Source organism: Pseudonocardia hierapolitana (assembly GCF_007994075.1).
In the GTDB taxonomy this organism is placed as follows: Bacteria; Actinomycetota; Actinomycetes; order Mycobacteriales; family Pseudonocardiaceae; genus Pseudonocardia; species Pseudonocardia hierapolitana.
The window spans coordinates 5,068,404-5,083,436 of the sequence record NZ_VIWU01000001.1 but is presented as its reverse complement, the minus strand read 5'-3'; the positions used below and the strand labels follow the sequence as shown (position 1 = coordinate 5,083,436).

10 protein-coding genes are annotated in these 15,033 nt (G+C 71.1%); 1 reads left to right on the top strand and 9 read right to left on the bottom strand.

What is annotated here, in order from left to right; translation table 11 throughout:
• Positions 1-70: 70 nt before the first annotated feature.
• Positions 71-1,081 carry a glycosyltransferase gene (locus FHX44_RS24255; protein ID WP_147257892.1) on the top strand — a complete coding sequence of 337 codons (1,011 nt, stop codon included), beginning with the start codon at positions 71-73 and terminating at the stop codon, positions 1,079-1,081.
• 162 nt (positions 1,082-1,243) lie between these two features.
• Here FHX44_RS24255 and FHX44_RS24250 read toward each other — a convergent pair whose 3' ends face one another.
• The 9 genes from FHX44_RS24250 to FHX44_RS24205 all read right to left on the bottom strand — a co-directional run bounded on the left by FHX44_RS24250 (position 1,244) and on the right by FHX44_RS24205 (position 14,981).
• Positions 1,244-2,272 (bottom strand): glycosyltransferase family 2 protein, encoded by a 1,029-nt coding sequence (locus tag FHX44_RS24250; RefSeq protein ID WP_147257891.1) that lies wholly within the window; start codon positions 2,270-2,272, stop codon positions 1,244-1,246.
• An 8-nt stretch (positions 2,273-2,280) separates the two neighbouring features.
• Positions 2,281-3,627, bottom strand: a complete 1,347-nt coding sequence (locus FHX44_RS24245) for a nucleotide sugar dehydrogenase (protein WP_147257890.1) — start codon at positions 3,625-3,627, stop codon at positions 2,281-2,283.
• A gap of 18 nt (positions 3,628-3,645) precedes the next feature.
• Positions 3,646-4,476 (bottom strand): polysaccharide lyase family 20 protein, encoded by an 831-nt coding sequence (locus FHX44_RS24240; protein ID WP_170309012.1) that lies wholly within the window; start codon positions 4,474-4,476, stop codon positions 3,646-3,648.
• On the bottom strand, positions 4,473-7,865 hold the full coding sequence (locus tag FHX44_RS44030) for a heparinase II/III domain-containing protein (protein ID WP_212612624.1): 3,393 nt from the start codon (positions 7,863-7,865) through the stop codon (positions 4,473-4,475). Before FHX44_RS44030 ends, FHX44_RS24240 begins: the two co-directional genes overlap by 4 nt.
• On the bottom strand, positions 7,862-9,124 hold the full coding sequence (locus FHX44_RS24225) for a glycosyltransferase (RefSeq protein WP_147257888.1): 1,263 nt from the start codon (positions 9,122-9,124) through the stop codon (positions 7,862-7,864). The genes FHX44_RS44030 and FHX44_RS24225 overlap by 4 nt, the downstream gene beginning before the upstream one ends.
• Positions 9,121-10,218, bottom strand: coding sequence for a glycosyltransferase family 4 protein (locus FHX44_RS24220; RefSeq protein ID WP_212612623.1), 1,098 nt, complete (start codon positions 10,216-10,218; stop codon positions 9,121-9,123). The genes FHX44_RS24225 and FHX44_RS24220 overlap by 4 nt, the downstream gene beginning before the upstream one ends.
• Positions 10,218-11,762 (bottom strand): O-antigen ligase family protein, encoded by a 1,545-nt coding sequence (locus FHX44_RS24215; RefSeq protein WP_147257887.1) that lies wholly within the window; start codon positions 11,760-11,762, stop codon positions 10,218-10,220. The genes FHX44_RS24220 and FHX44_RS24215 overlap by 1 nt, the downstream gene beginning before the upstream one ends.
• Positions 11,759-13,318 (bottom strand): hypothetical protein, encoded by a 1,560-nt coding sequence (locus FHX44_RS24210; protein ID WP_147257886.1) that lies wholly within the window; start codon positions 13,316-13,318, stop codon positions 11,759-11,761. The genes FHX44_RS24215 and FHX44_RS24210 overlap by 4 nt, the downstream gene beginning before the upstream one ends.
• 136 nt (positions 13,319-13,454) lie before the next feature.
• The gene (locus FHX44_RS24205; protein ID WP_246170559.1) at positions 13,455-14,981 is read right to left on the bottom strand and encodes a sugar transferase; all 1,527 of its coding nucleotides are present in this window, start codon (positions 14,979-14,981) and stop codon (positions 13,455-13,457) included.
• Positions 14,982-15,033 lie beyond the last annotated feature (52 nt).

Here is a 15,033-nt window from a genome sequence, read left to right as displayed (position 1 = left end):
CGGTTCGGATCGCGGGGTCGAGGAAAGCAGTTTTGGTTACACCCGGCGGCCCGGCGGCGAGTACCTCGACGTGCCAGCAGACGACGCCGCGGCCCAGCCCGCCCTGACCATCCTCTCCGCTGTCGACGGCCCCGCGCCGCATCTCGCCGAAATGATCGACTCGGTGGTCGCTCAGACCGTCGACGACTGGGAGTTGGTAGTTGTCGCCAACGGGACGTCCGACGACGTCGAGCGGATCGTCGCCGAGTACGCCGAGGACCCCCGCATCCGGATGTTGCGCCAGCCCTACCAGGGTGTTGCGGGCGGGGTCAACGCCGCTGCGGCGGTGGCCCGCGGCGCCTACTACGCCGTCTTGCCAGGTGACGGACGACTCGAGCCCACGTTCTGCGGACGGGTCGCGGAGGTGCTCGCCGAGCATCCCGAGATCGACGTGCTGTGCATCGACGCGCTCCCCTTCCTCGAGGGCACGGACCAGTGGCCGAGCTTCCGGCAGCGTTGCGGGATCACCGATGAACCGGGGGTCGGGCACCGGGTCGGGCTGGCCGAGATCGTCCGTCGCCCCGCGCTGTACACGACGGCCGCCATCCGCGCGTCGGTCTGGAAGGCTGCCGGTGGCTACCCGGCGGACACGCCGCAAGTCGAGAGCCTGGCGATGTGCCTGCGCATGTCGGTCGCCGGGTGCGATCTGCGGGTGTTGCCCGAGCAGCTCGGCGGCTACCGCCTCCACGCCGACAACCTCGAGCACAGGCCGCGCGACCACGGCGAGTACGACGCCAGCGTGGAGCGGGCCTTCCTGCGGGTCGCTGCCATCACCGATGACCCGCAGGTGCTGGCCGAGCTGCGCTCGACGCTGCGACGGCACCGCTACGAGACGGCGTTGCGGCTGGCTCGTGCGGCGGTGCGCGAATCCGACCCGCGCACTGCGCGGGAGCATGCCTGGCTCGCGCTCCGGCAGCGTCCTTCGGTACGGCCTGCGGTCATGTGGGCCTTGCTCCGGGTGGCGCCGGGTGGCATCGACACCGTGAAGGCCGCGAAGCGGCGGATCACCGGACTGGTGCACTCCGGCGTGCAGCGGGGGTGATCGTCCTCCGGTACCGCTCGACGACAGCAAGAGCCCTGGGCGCGGAGGACGTCGATCCGCTTCGCCGCTGCCCCTGGACGCGGAGCACCAGCAGCCGGTCCTGCCGACCCGCGGAGGTGCGCCCTGGCCTGGTCATCGCGGCCGGACGCCGTGTGCCGCGAGTCAGCGCTCGCCGATGAGCCCGCGCTCGCGTAGGGCGGCGGCCCGCGCCAGCACCTGCGAGACGCGCCGCGTCAACCGTTGCTTGAGCGGCCGGATCACGCGCAGCGCACCCGGCGCCACGGTGACCCCGACGAGCACGGCCGTGCTGCGCGGGGTGCGCCGCGCGGCGAACGCCGCACGAGCCGCGGCGCGCGCACCGGCCACGTCCCCGTTCACGAACGCCCACCGGGCGCGCCGCAGCCCCTGCTCGTAGCGGAAGCCGCGCAGTCTCCGGTCGAGCAGGGCGAGCGTGGCCGCGTCCCCCGACTCCTCGGCGGCGGCGGTGTACACGCGCTGGCACGCCGCTTCGAACGCCTCCACGCTGCTCGGGTGTCGCGACGTCGAATCGCCCCTGAGCCGGTACCTCGTGAGCCGCTCGGGAAGGACGCGCACGTCGTAGCCTGCGACGATCAGACGCAGGTAGAGCGCGATGTCCTCGACGAGCTCGGTGCCGGCGGCGTACCCGCCCGCGGCGGTCCACGCCGCGCGCCGGAACGCGGCGAAGTACGGGATCACGTCGTGCTCACCGATCATGTCGGCCAGCGTGATCCGGTGCTCCAGGCCGAAGCGCGTGCGCAGGAACGAGCCGTCATGGTCCTCGCCCTCGCGGAAGACACGGGCGTCGCACGAGAGGACGTCGATCTCCGGCCGGGCGTCGAGCACCTCCGCCATCCGCTCGCAGAACCTCGGGGCGAGCATGTCGTCGCTGTCGAGCGGCACGAGGTACCGCCCGGAGGACGCCTCGACCGCGGTGGCGATACCACCGATCAGGCCACCGTTCTCCTGGCGGACGAGTCGGACGCGGGGGTCGCCGGTGTAGCGCCGGACGATGTCGGCGATCTCGTCCGACGGCCCGTTGTCGACGACGATCAGCTCCCAGTCCGGCAGCGTCTGCGCGACGACCGAGTCGATCGTCTCTGCGAGGTACGCCTCGCACTGGTACGCCGAGCACAGGACGCTGAACGCCGGTGCTCTCCTCTCGTCAACCATCGCTGGGGCTACCACCCGATCCCGACGTAGTTCGCGCTGCCGCGCCTGGTGTCCGCGTCTGCCATCCGCACGAGGTCGACCACCGCACGGTCGTCGATCCCGGTCATGGCCACCGCGATCTCGGGTGCGGCGGAGCCGACGATGAAGACCTCGGCGTGCGCGAGGACCTCGTCGAGATCGTCGGTGAGGAGCTGACCGATGTGCGGGAGGTGTTCCGCGATGTGCTCCCGGTTCGCGCCGACGAGCCGGGACACGGAGACGTTGGCGTCGTAGATGCGCAGGTCGTACCCCTTGCCGATGAGCCGCTCGGCCAACTCCACCAGCGGGCTCTCGCGCAGGTCGTCCGTTCCGGGCTTGAAGGAAAGGCCCATCAGCGCCACCCGCCTCCGTCCGCACGCGACGACCAGGTCCACGGCACGCCGCAGGTGGGCGTCGTTCGCGGGGATCACGTTGGCGAGCAGCGGCACGTCGACGTCGTGGCGCCGTGCGGTGTGCACGAGCGCGCGGAGGTCCTTGGGCAGGCAGGAACCGCCGAAGGCGAAGCCGGGCCGCAGGTAGGCCGGGCTGATGTTGAGCTTGGTGTCGGCGAGGAAGACGTCCATGACCTGGTGGGAGTCCAGGCCGGCGGCGCGGCAGACGGCACCGATCTCGTTGCCGAACGCCACCTTCAAGGCGTGGAAGGAGTTGTCGACGTACTTCGACATCTCCGCCACCGCGATCGACACGCGGAACCGAGGACCGGGCATCCCCTCGTACAGGCCCATCACCACGTCGCCGCTGCGTGGGTCGCTCTCCCCCACCACGGTCTTGGGCGGCGACTCGAAGTCGCGCACGCTCGTACCCTCACGCAGGTACTCGGGGTTGATGCACACGCCGAAGTCCACGCCCGCCCGCTTCCCGGAGGCGCGTTCGAGGGCGGGGACGAGGAGGCCCTCGCACGTGCCGGGCGTCATGGTGCTGCGGAAGACCACGACGTGCCACGACCGCTTCGCCGCGAGCGCCGCGCCGATATCGGCGCACGCCCGCTCGAGGAACACGGTGGAGAGGCTGCCGTTCGGGGCAGACGGGGTTCCGACGCACACGAGCGTGACGTCGGTGGCCGACACCGCCGCCTGCGTGTCGGCGACGATCCGCAGCCGCCCGGACCGCACGCCGTCGGCGACGATCTCGTTGATCCGTTCCTCGACGATCGGCGAGCGCCCGGAGCGCAGCAGTTCCGCCTTGTGCTCGTCGACGTCGACACCGACGACGTCGTGTCCGCGTGCCGCGAAGCACGCCGCCGACACGCACCCGACGTAGCCGAGACCGACGACGCTGAGCGCCGGGAGCGGCGCCGCGTGTTGCGAGCGGGTCATGCATTCACCCTCATCCTGCTAGGGAGCCGACGGACCGTTCTTCGGAGATGGGCGGACCACGTCCACGGACGTGCCGATCCGCCACTCGTCGAAGACGATCCGGCCGACCGAATCGATGCTGCGGTAGCGGTAGTACCCCGTCTTCACGGAACTGCGGGCAGAGCCGTCGTCCGGATTGACGTACAACGTCCCACCGGGCGGCGCGAACCGGGGGAGGACGAGCTGACCGTCGCGCCACACCTCGACGTAGCCGACGGTCGGATCAGGCGAGAACTTCACGTGCAGGATCCAATCGATCCAGCGGTCCTTGTCGGCATGACCGACCGGTTCGAGGAACAGCCGGGGGCCGTCCGGGTGCCCGTATCCCCCCTCGATGCGGAACTCGCCCTCCTCCACGGTCATCTCGAGGGGAGGTGAACCGTCGAAGTTCTGCTTGAACTGCATGATGGTCTGGAAATCGGCGTAGTACGTGGGGAAGTTCGCGTCCAGGTAGGTCGAGAACCCGAACCAGAGGTCTTCTCCTTCGACCATGTCCCGGAACTTCGGCTCGATCTCGTTCCGGGAGCCGCAGCAGATCCCGTCGTCGGGCGCCGTCGCTCCGACGAGCGACAGTTCGACGGCGTACCGGCCGCTGCGCACCGGTTGCTCGACGACCTTCGGCGGAGGACCACCGACGGTGTTCCACGGCGTCTTCTGGAACTGGGAGACATCGCCTGTTTCCATGTCGCCCGACCACAGGAGCATCCCGGGCGGCTCCGATGCGGTGCCCTGGCTGCACGCGGCCAGGACCGCCAGGGCCAGCAGGACCGACCCCCACCTGCTTGCTCGTGCGATGACCCTGCTCGTCATGCCAGCACCGGCAGGCTGTAAGCGACCGCGCCCGGCGTGCCCGTGTCGACCCGCACCGCGGGCCTCGTCGTTCCGTCCGTCCATGTCACTTCCACCCCGCCCGACTCGTCGCGGGCGATAGAGAGGTCCTTTACCCGGAGTTCGCGGTCCTCCGAGACGGTCAGCACCGTGGCGATCGCCACCGGGCACTCCGCGCTCTCGACGACCGCACCGATGAGCCAAGCCGGCGTGCGCGACTCGAAGCGCGGCGACCACCAGCCGAGCCCTTCGTCGTCGTCACCGCGCGCCCGGTACGGCCGCATCGCTGCCGTACTGGTGGTCACCACCTGCAGGACCGCTGACCCGTCACGCTCCACCACCTGCGTCGTCCCGTGGTCCTCGACGCCGAGGTCGGGGTGCAGGGGCCAGGACGTCCGGAAGCGGTGCTGCCCCGTTCCCTCCAGCAGGTCGAGGACGAGCGCCCAGTCCTGCTCGGGCGGAGCCACGAGGTAGCGGCGGTGGCGCACCGGGTCGTCGAGCCGGGTGTACCCGTCGTGCTCCGCCTCGACGACCCCACGTGCCAGGTCGATCCCGCGCACGCTTGTCGCCGCGTGTCGCGTCCACATGAAGGGTCCGCCGGCCACCGACTGGTCGAGGCCGTCGACCTCGACGGTGGCGTGCATCCTGGTGCGCCGGAAGGCGGCGCGCCAGGACGGCTCGGCGTAGTAGCTGCCGGTACCCGGATCCCCGACCAGGTCTCGGCCATCGGCGGCGATCGTGACGGCGAGGGCGTCGGCGTGCCCGTGCGCGGCCAGGGAGAGGTAGCCGAGCGGTCCGACGTCCATCATGATCCGCTGCTTCGGCCTGCGAAGGACCACCACGCCGCCTTGCGGGGCGTACCAGCTCCCCGTCCGCACCTCCGTGCGGGGCGCGCGGTCGGCGCCCGGGGCGGTGAGCCACCGCGCAGGCAGGTCGGCGGATGCGGCGAGGGGTCCGCCTGTGGTGCCCCCGACCAGCGCGAGATGGCGTTCGAGCGTATCGACCGGCTCCGGATGCAGCCGGAGGGCGAAGCCACCGTCCTCGTCGCCGTACCGCGGCAGTGGATCGCCGTCCCCGACGAGGTCGGCGAGGTACCCGGCGCTGCGCTCCACGGCGGCGCGGATCGCCGCGGGCGGCCGGTCGCCCCGCAGCTGCAGGAGGGCGGCGGGCACGAGCAGCAGCTGTGCACTGAACATCAAGTAGACCGAGGACTGCTCGGCACCGGAACCGTCGGGCAGGATCTGCCGGTCGGCCTCCCGCGCGAGGGCCGCGAGGGCGCGCCGCTCCCACCGCTGCGCCCCCGCCAGCTCGGGGAACAGGATGCCGACGGTCGCCGCACCGGCGAGCTCACCGAGCAGGTGGTTGTTGGCGGAGCTGAACCGGGAGCGGTCCCGCCAGCAGAGCTCCGCGCTCTCGGCCAGCATCGTCACGATCCGCCGGTACCGCTCGAGGGTCATCGCCGACGAGTCCCGCAGGCCCTGCACCGCGATCGCGACCGAGATCGCCCGCAGTCCCGCCTCGAACCCGCCGCGCCACGCGATCCCGCGGCCCGTCGGGTTCTGGTCGAGCCAGCTGTCGAGCTGGTCGAGCGCCGCTTCCGCGTAGGTCTCGTCCCCGGTGAACAGCCAGGCCTGGGCGAGCCACGGCAGGTGCTGCAGCCGGTTGAGCTCCCAGATCCACTTCGCGTCGCCGCGGTGCGTGCGGTGGTTGATGCGCGCCGCCGGCCTGTCCGGCCAGCGGCAGCCGGTGCGCGGGTCGAGGTTCCAGTCGATGCGGCCGGGGAACCGGACCGGGGGGTTGCCGAAGAAGGCGAACGTGCCGTCGCGGGCGGCGTCCGCCGCCCGAACGACCGCGCTCGCCTCGTCGGGCAGCTCTCGGGCGATCGCGGCGGCCCGGGCCCGGTCGAGCACGACGGGCCGGTCGGTGGCGTCCCGGAAGTTCCGGAACGCCCGCCCCCACGCCGAGCCGGTCGGGTCGCTCAGCACCCCCCGAGCGCGGACACGGGAGGTGAGCGTCCGCGTCGATCCGCCCGCCACCTTGGCGATCCGCCAGCCGACCTCGCGCGGCCCCATCATCCGGGCACGCGTCGCGTACCAGCCCAGCCTGCCCATGGTCACCGTGCTTCCTCGCCCTCCGTGCGTGCCCCGCTGCTCCCCCATCGACGACGGGACAGGGGCGATCCGTGCGTAGAAGTCCGTGAGGTTCCGCTGCGAGTGCGCCCACGACAGCTCACCCTCGACCCTCGCCCTCCCGATCTCGCCCATCACCTGCCGCCGGTGCGGGTCACCGAGCAGCTCGTCGATGCACTTCGCGAAGGCGAGCTCGTCGTCCGCGGGGACGTAGACGGCGGCACCGCCCGCCGAGACCTGCGCCTCGACGAGGTCGAACGCGACGATCGGCCGTCCGATCGCCATGTACTCGACGATCTTGTTCATCGAGGAGACGTCGTTGAGCGGCGTCCTCGGGTCCGGCGCGAGGCACACGTCCGCCGTGGACAGGCAGCGCTGCACGAACTCGTCCGGCACCCGTCCGGTGAACTCCACGCACTGGTCGAGCCCGAGCCGCGTGCACAGCTCGCGCACCTCGTCGAAGCAGTCCCCGCTGCCCATGAAGATCGTGTGCAGATCGTCGCGGCCGAGGTCGTGCCGCACGTGCGCGAGCGCCCGCAGCGCGTAGTCGATGCCGTCCTGGGGCCCCATGACGCCGAGGTACGCCGCCAAGTGGCGCTTGCCGCGGCGGAGGTCGGGATCGGCGTCCGTCGGCGTGAAGCGCTCGAGGTCCGGCGCGCTGCGCACCACCTGCACCAGGGCCGGGTCCTTGCGGCCCCGGTCGATCGCGACCTGCCGGTAGCTCTCGTTCGTGCTGATCACGGCGTCGGCGAGGGCGAAGGTCAGCCGCTCGCACAGCAGGGCGACCTGGAGCAGCCATCTCCCGCCGTCCGGGAACCGGGAGAGGAACAGCTCGGGCACGAGATCGTGCTGGTCGAAGACGAACTTCGCACCGAGGAACTTGAGCGGGAGGACGGCAGGTAGCAGCAGGTCCGGCGGGTTGCAGGCGTGCACGGCGTCGATGCGCCCCTCGCGGCGGACGCGCAGCGCGAGACGCGCGGTGTGCCACAGCGCCGTGCCGTACTCACGCACGTAACCCGCGGGGCCGGCGGACGCCGCCCGCAGCGGATAGCGCAGGATCCGCACGCCGTCGAGGACGACCTCCGGCTCCGCGTCCCGGCCGATCCCCATCGGGCAGATGACGACGACGTCGTAGCCGGCGTCCACCAGCGCCGAGCACTCCTGCCAGACCCGCCGGTCGAAGGGGACCGAGAGGTTCTCGACGAGGACGAGCACCCGCGGCGTGTGCTGACGCTCGCTCATCGGGCCACCAGCCCCACGAGCAGGTCCTGGTAGCCCTGCACCGTTCGCTCGATGGAGAACTCCCGTTCGGCGCGCGCCCTCGCCCGGGCGCCCATCTCCTGTCGGAGCGCGGGGTCGGCGAGCAGCGCGGCGAGCCGGCCGGCGAGCACCTCGGGGTCGCCGACGGGCACGATGTAGCCCTCTCGGCGGTCGGCGAGCAGGTCTCGAACTGCCCCGACGTCAGTGGCGACCATCGGAACGCCCGCGGCCATGGACTCCAGCACGGCGAGCGGTGCACCCTCGTGAACAGAGGACAGGCAGGAGACGTCGAAAGCCGGGAGGATCTCCGCCACGTCGTCGCGCAGGCCCGTGAGCAACACCCGATCGGTGATCCCCAGCTCCTCGACGAGTGCGCGGATCCGGTCCTCCTCCGGCCCGTGGCCCACGGCGACCAGCCGGAGCCGGGGATGCGTCGGAGCGAGCTGCGCGATGGCCCTGAGCAGGACGTGGTGGGCCTTCTGCTCTCTGAAGATCGCGACGATCCCGACCACGAGATCCGATGGATCGAGGCCGAGGCGGGCGCGAGCCGCAAGCCGATCGTCCGGCGTCGGGGCCGTCCCGAGCTCCGTCCCGTTCGGGATCACCACTTCGCGCGTCCGCCGCCAGGGGAACCGTCCGACGCCTTCCTCGTCGTGGAGGTACCGCCCCTGGCTGGGCGCCAGGAGCACCAGCGCGTCCGAGAGGAACAGGGTCTCGACGACGCTGCGGGGCAGCACGCGGTCCCCCACCCGGGTGACGTCCATGTCGTGCGCGGCGACGACGTTGGCGGGCACCCGGGCGAGCCGGGCCGCGATCCGGCCGAGCACCATCGCGGCCCTCTGGTGGTGGGTCACCAGGACCACGTCCGTCCCGGCAGCCCGGAACGAGCGCAGCAGCCGCACGAGGGTGGTCGGATCGAACCGTCCGCGGCGTCCCAGGTTCTCCACCGGCACGCCCGCTGCCTCGAAGTCGGCCCCCATCTCACCGGCCCGGCGGAGGCAGATCAGGTGCGGTTCGACCAGTGAACGGTCGATGCGCGCGCAGAGATCGAGCAGCAGGATCTCCACACCACCGGCTGTGAGCTTGTCCTGGACGATCGTCAGCCTGATCGGCCGCGCCGGCCGTTCCCGACCCGCGGTGCCGAACAGCGTGCGCCGAGCCTCGCCGGGACGCAGGTCGGGACCGACGAAAAGGAGTCGCAGCGGCCCTCTCCGCCGCACCTTCCTCCGCAGCAGGCTCATCGCTCGATCACCTCCAGGTACAGCGCGTCGAGCCTGCGCCAGATGACGTCGACGTCGAACTCCGACAGCACGCGTCGCCGTGCCGCACCGCCCAGGCGCTCACGCAGGTCCCGGTCGCCCACCACCCGGCGCAGTGCGTTCCCGAGGGAGCCGACGTCGTCGGGTGGCACGAGCAAGCCCGAGCGACCGTCCTCGACGAGTTCGGGGATCCCGCCGACCCCGCTCGCCACCACGCAGAGGCCATGGGCCATCGCTTCGAGGACGGACATCGGCTGCCCCTCGGAGCGCGAGGGCAGGACGAAGACGTCGGCGGACGCGAGGAGCGCGGCGACCTCGGACGCCGGCAACCAGTCCAGGACCTCTGCCGACCCCTCGATCCCGAGGTCCGCGATCGTGCGGCGCGCGTCATCGACGCCGCGGTCCCCGGCCAGTGTCAAGCGGACGGGAATGCGCCCGTCCCACTCCGCGGCGAGCTTCGCCCACGCCTCCAGCAGGGAGAACGCACCCTTGGCCTCGCAGATCGCGCCGAGGAACACGACGCTCAGCGGCCCATCGGCGGGCGGTGGCGCAGGCTCCGGCACGACGACGGCGTTGGGGAGGATCTCGACACGGGCCCGAGGAGCGATCCGACTGATGCGGGCCGCCCATCCCTCGCCCAGGGTCACCACGACCGCGGCCTGCGTCAGCATGCTGCGCACCGCCCAGCGGAGCGGAGCCGGTAGCCGGTCGTGGAACCGGTCGAACCGCCCTGAGTGGATGTGGACGAGCACCGGGACGCGGAACGCACGCGCGATCCAGAACAACGCCGCCTTCCGGAAGAAGCTCCCGGCCGAGGACATGTGGAGGTGGACGAGATCGGGCCGCACTCCCGCGAGGGTGCGCAGGTACCGCGGTACCGCCGAGGCGAACGTGCCGATCTTCCGCGCCCGACTCCCGTCGCGATGGGTGACCACGTGGTGGGTCTGCCACCGCGTCCAGAGCGGCGTTCCGCGGATGGTCCGCACATAGCTCGCGATGCCGCCGCGAGTGTCCAGGCTCGTCGAAACGCAGAGCACCCGTCCGACCGGTGCCTCCTCCATCGCACGGTCGTCCATCACACAGCCACTCCGTCCCGTCGTTCGATCGAGCTCGCGGTCGGATTCCGCGGATCTTCGGTCGAGCTTTCGATCGAGGCACCGACCGCGGCCCCGGCGATGAGGAACACCATCAGGTTCGCGAAATCGAAGAAGCGCAGGTCGACGGTCGCCCCACTGCCGAACCACACGAGGAGGGCAACGATCGCGATCACCCCGATGACCCGCCCGTTCATCCCTCCGGTCGGCAACCGCCGGAAGGCGCCGACGACCTGCCGCGCCAGGAGCGCGAGGACCGTGAGCCACAGTCCGAGCCCGACCAGTCCCAGTTCGACGGCGATGCCGAGCTCGTTCTCATGGGAGGAGTACCCGTACCCCGACTCCCACTTGACGTCGCTGGACCACTGCTTGTGGTGGTGGGTGTTGACCTGCTGGAACCTGGCGAATCCCCACCCCATGACGGGTTGCTCACCGATCGCCCAGAACGACGTCGTGATCATGTTGAGCCGATCGTGGATCTCGGACGCCGAACCGAGCCCGCCCTTCGTCCGGTCGGCACTGGTGATCGTCGCCCATTCCGCCGCGAGGAACACGCACGCCGCGATCAGCATCGCGACGAAGACGGTACGTGCCCCGCGCGCGATGAACGCGCACAGCACGAGCGCGAGGCCGAACACGATGAGCACGGCTCGGGTGTGCGTCAGGTAGACACCGACAACGCACATCGGCGCCACGAGGGCCGACAGCACCCGCTGCCACGTCGGCAACGACCGCTCCCGGGCGAGCAGTACCGCCGCGACGAATCCTGCCGACATGACGAGCCCGTTGCACACGGGCTGGTTGAAGACGCCGACCGCCCGTTCGGGCCACGAGGGGGAATCGACGATGTAGCGGGGCCAAACCAGTGCTTTCGGTCCCGTGAACTGCAGGACGCTGACCACCGCCGAATATGCGGCGAATGCGAGCAAGCTGAAAAGCAGGACCCGGATCCTTGACGCACTGCGGAAGTACGCCCGGCCCACGACGTACCCGACGAACGGGAAGACGGTGCCCATCAGGAGGAAGCGGTAGAGGACGATCTCCTCGCCGGTCTTGGGGACGACCGCCGGATACAAGTGCGGCCATACCATCGACACGATGTTCCAGAGCACGTACGCGGCCATTGCCGCTTCGAGCGGGCCGAAGTGGAAGCGGGTCCTTCCGCGGAGGCCGGCGATTGCTGCCGATGCGACGAGCGCGACGAACAGGAGTGTCATCGGCTCGGCCGGGAGGCCGCCCACCTGGATCGCCATCCGCACGAACGACGCGAGCAGCAGCAGCACGGTCGTGACCAGCGGCGAGCCGAGGACGACCGCACTGAGGGCGCACCCGGCGACGGTGAGCAGCAGGCCCGACGGCCCCGGCATCGGCCCGGCGTAAACCAGGCCGATGATCATGACGACGCCGATCGCCACTGCCAGCGCCGTCCGGCTGCGCTCCGACTGCGGCGCGAGGGACGGGACCGCGGCACTGCGGGGCCTGACGCGCTCCCTCAGCGGGAGCAGCGCGCTCAGCAGAGCGGTCACATCCCGTCCTTCGACCCGTTCGACTCGATCGACATGACGGCGGCACCGACCAGGCCGACGCGCGGGTACGGGGTGGGGGTGGTTCGGTCGTGCGGCGAGTCGCCGGGACGCTCGCTCGACTCGGGTCCGACGGCGGCACCGGCGCGGGGAGCCAGCGAACGCGCCTGCGGGGCCGCGTCCGCCGTGGTCGACGCGGGCAGGCGGGTGGCGAGCTGACCCCCCGTCCCGTCGATCACGATGCCTGCGACGTGCGCCTCCGCGGAACGGAGCAGACCGACGGCCTTCTGGACGTCGTCGCCGCGGGCGTGCTTCGCGTCGACCAGAAGGATCACCTGATCGACCGCCGCACAAAGCAGCTGGCTCTCGGGAGCCTCGAGCAGCGGGGGTGCCTCGACGACCACCAACGCGACGGCGCTCGACGCGTCCCGGAGGACACCGGCGACCAGCCGGGGGTCGGCGAGCGCGTAGGGGTCGAGGCCGGTGGCATCTCCCGGAGGAAGCACCCAGAGGCCCTCCGTCCGTGCGACCGCGGTGTCGAACACGCTCTTGCGGCCGTCCAGCACGTCGACGAGGCCTGGCATCTCGTCGTACGCGGGGCGGGGTGACCGCAGGTCGGCGACGACGTGCAGCGAGCCGCCCCGCCGTGCCGGCCAGGCGCTCGCGAGCTCGTGGGCGAACGCGGACAGGCCCTCGGTCCTGCGCGCGCAGACGACCGCGACGACCGTCGTCGCGCCGCCCGCGGTGGTCACACTGTTGAGGAGGTTCTGCATGCGGATGCTGCCGTCGTCTCCGCGCCGCAGCTCCGCGAGCACCGGCACTCCCGCCGCGTCCTGCACCTCCGCGGCGTTCCGCACCCGCCGGTCCATCGCCGCGAAGACGAGTGCGATGAGGATTCCGAGAACCGCACCACCGAACACGCCGCTGACGATGTCCACAACCGGGCTGGGCGTTGAGCTGTCGACGCCGGGTTCGGGCTGGAGTTGCTTGAGGTGGTTCGTGTCGTCGGCCAGGAACTCCGTGAGGCGGCCCTGCAGCGACCGGATCTGGTCGAGGAGCACGTTCTTCTCGACGTCCGTGCGCGCCAGCGAGTTGAGGGTCTCGACGTTCTTGTCGATCTCGGCCTGGAGGTCGTCCGCCGCTCGCCGGCGTTCCGCGACGAGGCTCTGCCGCACGTCCTCGCGGAACGCCTCGGTGGCCGACGTCGCGGCCTCGCGCACGACGTCCTCGGACGGACCCGATGCCGAGACGTAGATGATCGGACTGGACGCCCCGGTCTGCGCGGACAGCGTCACGTCGTCGGGAACGCCCGCCTTCGCGCGCAGCACCTGCTGATAGCTCTCCTGGTTGAAGTAGTCGACGTAACCGATGGCGAGGACACCGTCCTGCTCCGGCGCCCGGAGCTGCGACTGGCTGCTGAGCGCGGTTGTCGCGGTCCACGTGGTTGTCGCGGTTGAGACCGACCACACCGCCGCGAGGACACCGCCGGCGACGGCCAGAACCACAACCACGACCCACCATTCGGCGACGCGCAGGGAGTACTTCCGTAGGGGGCTCATCGGCTGCCTTTGCTGAAGTGCGGGAACGCCCATGTGCTCCGATACGAGCCGGAGTCCGGGCGTGGTTGCAGTGGAGTACTCGCCGCCCGGGGCCCGACCATTACGGGCCGCCGCGGATCTGTTCTCGCCGTGCCCATCAGTAGGCTCCGTGCCCCCTGAGCACGATCCCCAGGGTTTTCCACAGGATGAGCAGGTCGAGCGCCGGACTCCAGTTCTCGACATATCGCAGGTCGAGCCGGACCGACTCGTTCCACGACAAGTCGCTACGACCACCAATCTGCCACAAGCCGGTCAGGCCGGGTTTCACCAAGAGCCTGCGCCGCGCGTCCGCGCCGTAGTTCGCCACCTCGACGGGCAGCGGAGGACGCGGCCCGACGAGCGCCATCGTGCCGGCGGCCACGTTGAGCAGCTGCGGGAGCTCGTCGAGCGAGTACCGCCGCATCAAGGCGCCCACGCGGGTCACGCGGGGGTCCGCACGCATCTTGAAGAGCGGCCCCGCCCCCTCGTTCTGCTCGACGAGCGACTCCAGGCGCTGCTCCGCGTCCACGACCATCGAGCGGAACTTCAGCATCCGGAACTCGCGGCCGTGCCGGCCGATGCGCGTCTGGCGGAACAGGACAGGACCCCTGTCATCGAGCTTGATCGCGATCGCCACGGCGAGCAGGACGGGCAGGAGCAGCACGATCAGCACGACGGCGGAGAGCCGGTCGTAGCAGTGCTTCACCATCCAGGGGACGCCGGTGAACACCGGCTTGGTGAGACGCAGCAGCGGCATGCCGTCCACCGGCTCGACGTGCAGGCGCGGGCCCGCGACGTCCATGAGGCCGGGATCGACGACCAGGTCCGCCCCGACGCCCTCGAGGCGCCACGCGAACTCGTGCAGGCGCCGCGCCGACCAGCCGGGAGTCCTGCAGACGGCGACGACGCGGTGCTCGCCCCGCGAGACGACCTCCCCGGCCGCGTCGAGGTCGCCCAGGACCGGCACGCCGCTGATGTGGTCGGTGCCGTCCGCCCCGGTCCCGGTCGGCGTGCAGACCCCCGCCACGACCCAGCCCACGGTGTCGTCGCGTCGGGTGCGCTCGATGAGGTCCGCGACGGAAGCGGTGGTGCCGATCGCCAGTACCGGGACGAGGCACTGCCCACGCCTGCGCCGGCGGTGGAGGCGGACGCGCAGCACAAGACGCCCGATCGTCGCGAGCGCGCCCGCGAACGGGATCAATCCGAAGACCCACGGCCGCGCGGCCGTCGCCAGCAACGCCAGTCCCAGCATGCCCAGGACGACCGCGCTGATGACGAAGCCCTTGATCAACCGGCTGAACTCCTCGGAGCCGTGGCCGAGGACACGGACGTCCCACGCCCGCGAAGCGGTCAACGCCGCGAGGGTGAGCAGCCCGGCCAGTATCCCCACCCCAGGGGCGACGTCACCGAGGACCGGTACCACGTTCCCCAGCCCGAGGAGGTTCCCCACGAGCACGGCCACCGCAACGCCGAAAACGTCGGACGCGATCACGAGGGTTCGGTACTGCTGCTCCCACGCCGGCCGTCCGGGGTCGCGCACGGGCTCGACCTGGACGGACGTTCCCGTCAGCAGGCGCCGCCCGTTCATGGTCGACGACGAGCTACCGCTGGAGCGCGGCCGGTTGTGGCCGAGGTCAGAAGTCACGTGTCCCTCGCTCGTCCACGTCGTAGGAGAGCACGCCGTGGAAGGTGAAACA

Coding starts and splice junctions, on each gene's coding strand:
- FHX44_RS24240 (WP_170309012.1), bottom strand. CDS start 4,476: ATGACGAGCAGGGTCATCGCACGAGCAAGCAGGTGGGGGTCGGTCCTG.
- FHX44_RS24250 (WP_147257891.1), bottom strand. CDS start 2,272: ATGGTTGACGAGAGGAGAGCACCGGCGTTCAGCGTCCTGTGCTCGGCG.
- FHX44_RS24225 (WP_147257888.1), bottom strand. CDS start 9,124: ATGAGCCTGCTGCGGAGGAAGGTGCGGCGGAGAGGGCCGCTGCGACTC.
- FHX44_RS24220 (WP_212612623.1), bottom strand. CDS start 10,218: ATGGACGACCGTGCGATGGAGGAGGCACCGGTCGGACGGGTGCTCTGC.
- FHX44_RS24245 (WP_147257890.1), bottom strand. CDS start 3,627: ATGACCCGCTCGCAACACGCGGCGCCGCTCCCGGCGCTCAGCGTCGTC.
- FHX44_RS44030 (WP_212612624.1), bottom strand. CDS start 7,865: ATGAGCGAGCGTCAGCACACGCCGCGGGTGCTCGTCCTCGTCGAGAAC.
- FHX44_RS24210 (WP_147257886.1), bottom strand. CDS start 13,318: ATGAGCCCCCTACGGAAGTACTCCCTGCGCGTCGCCGAATGGTGGGTC.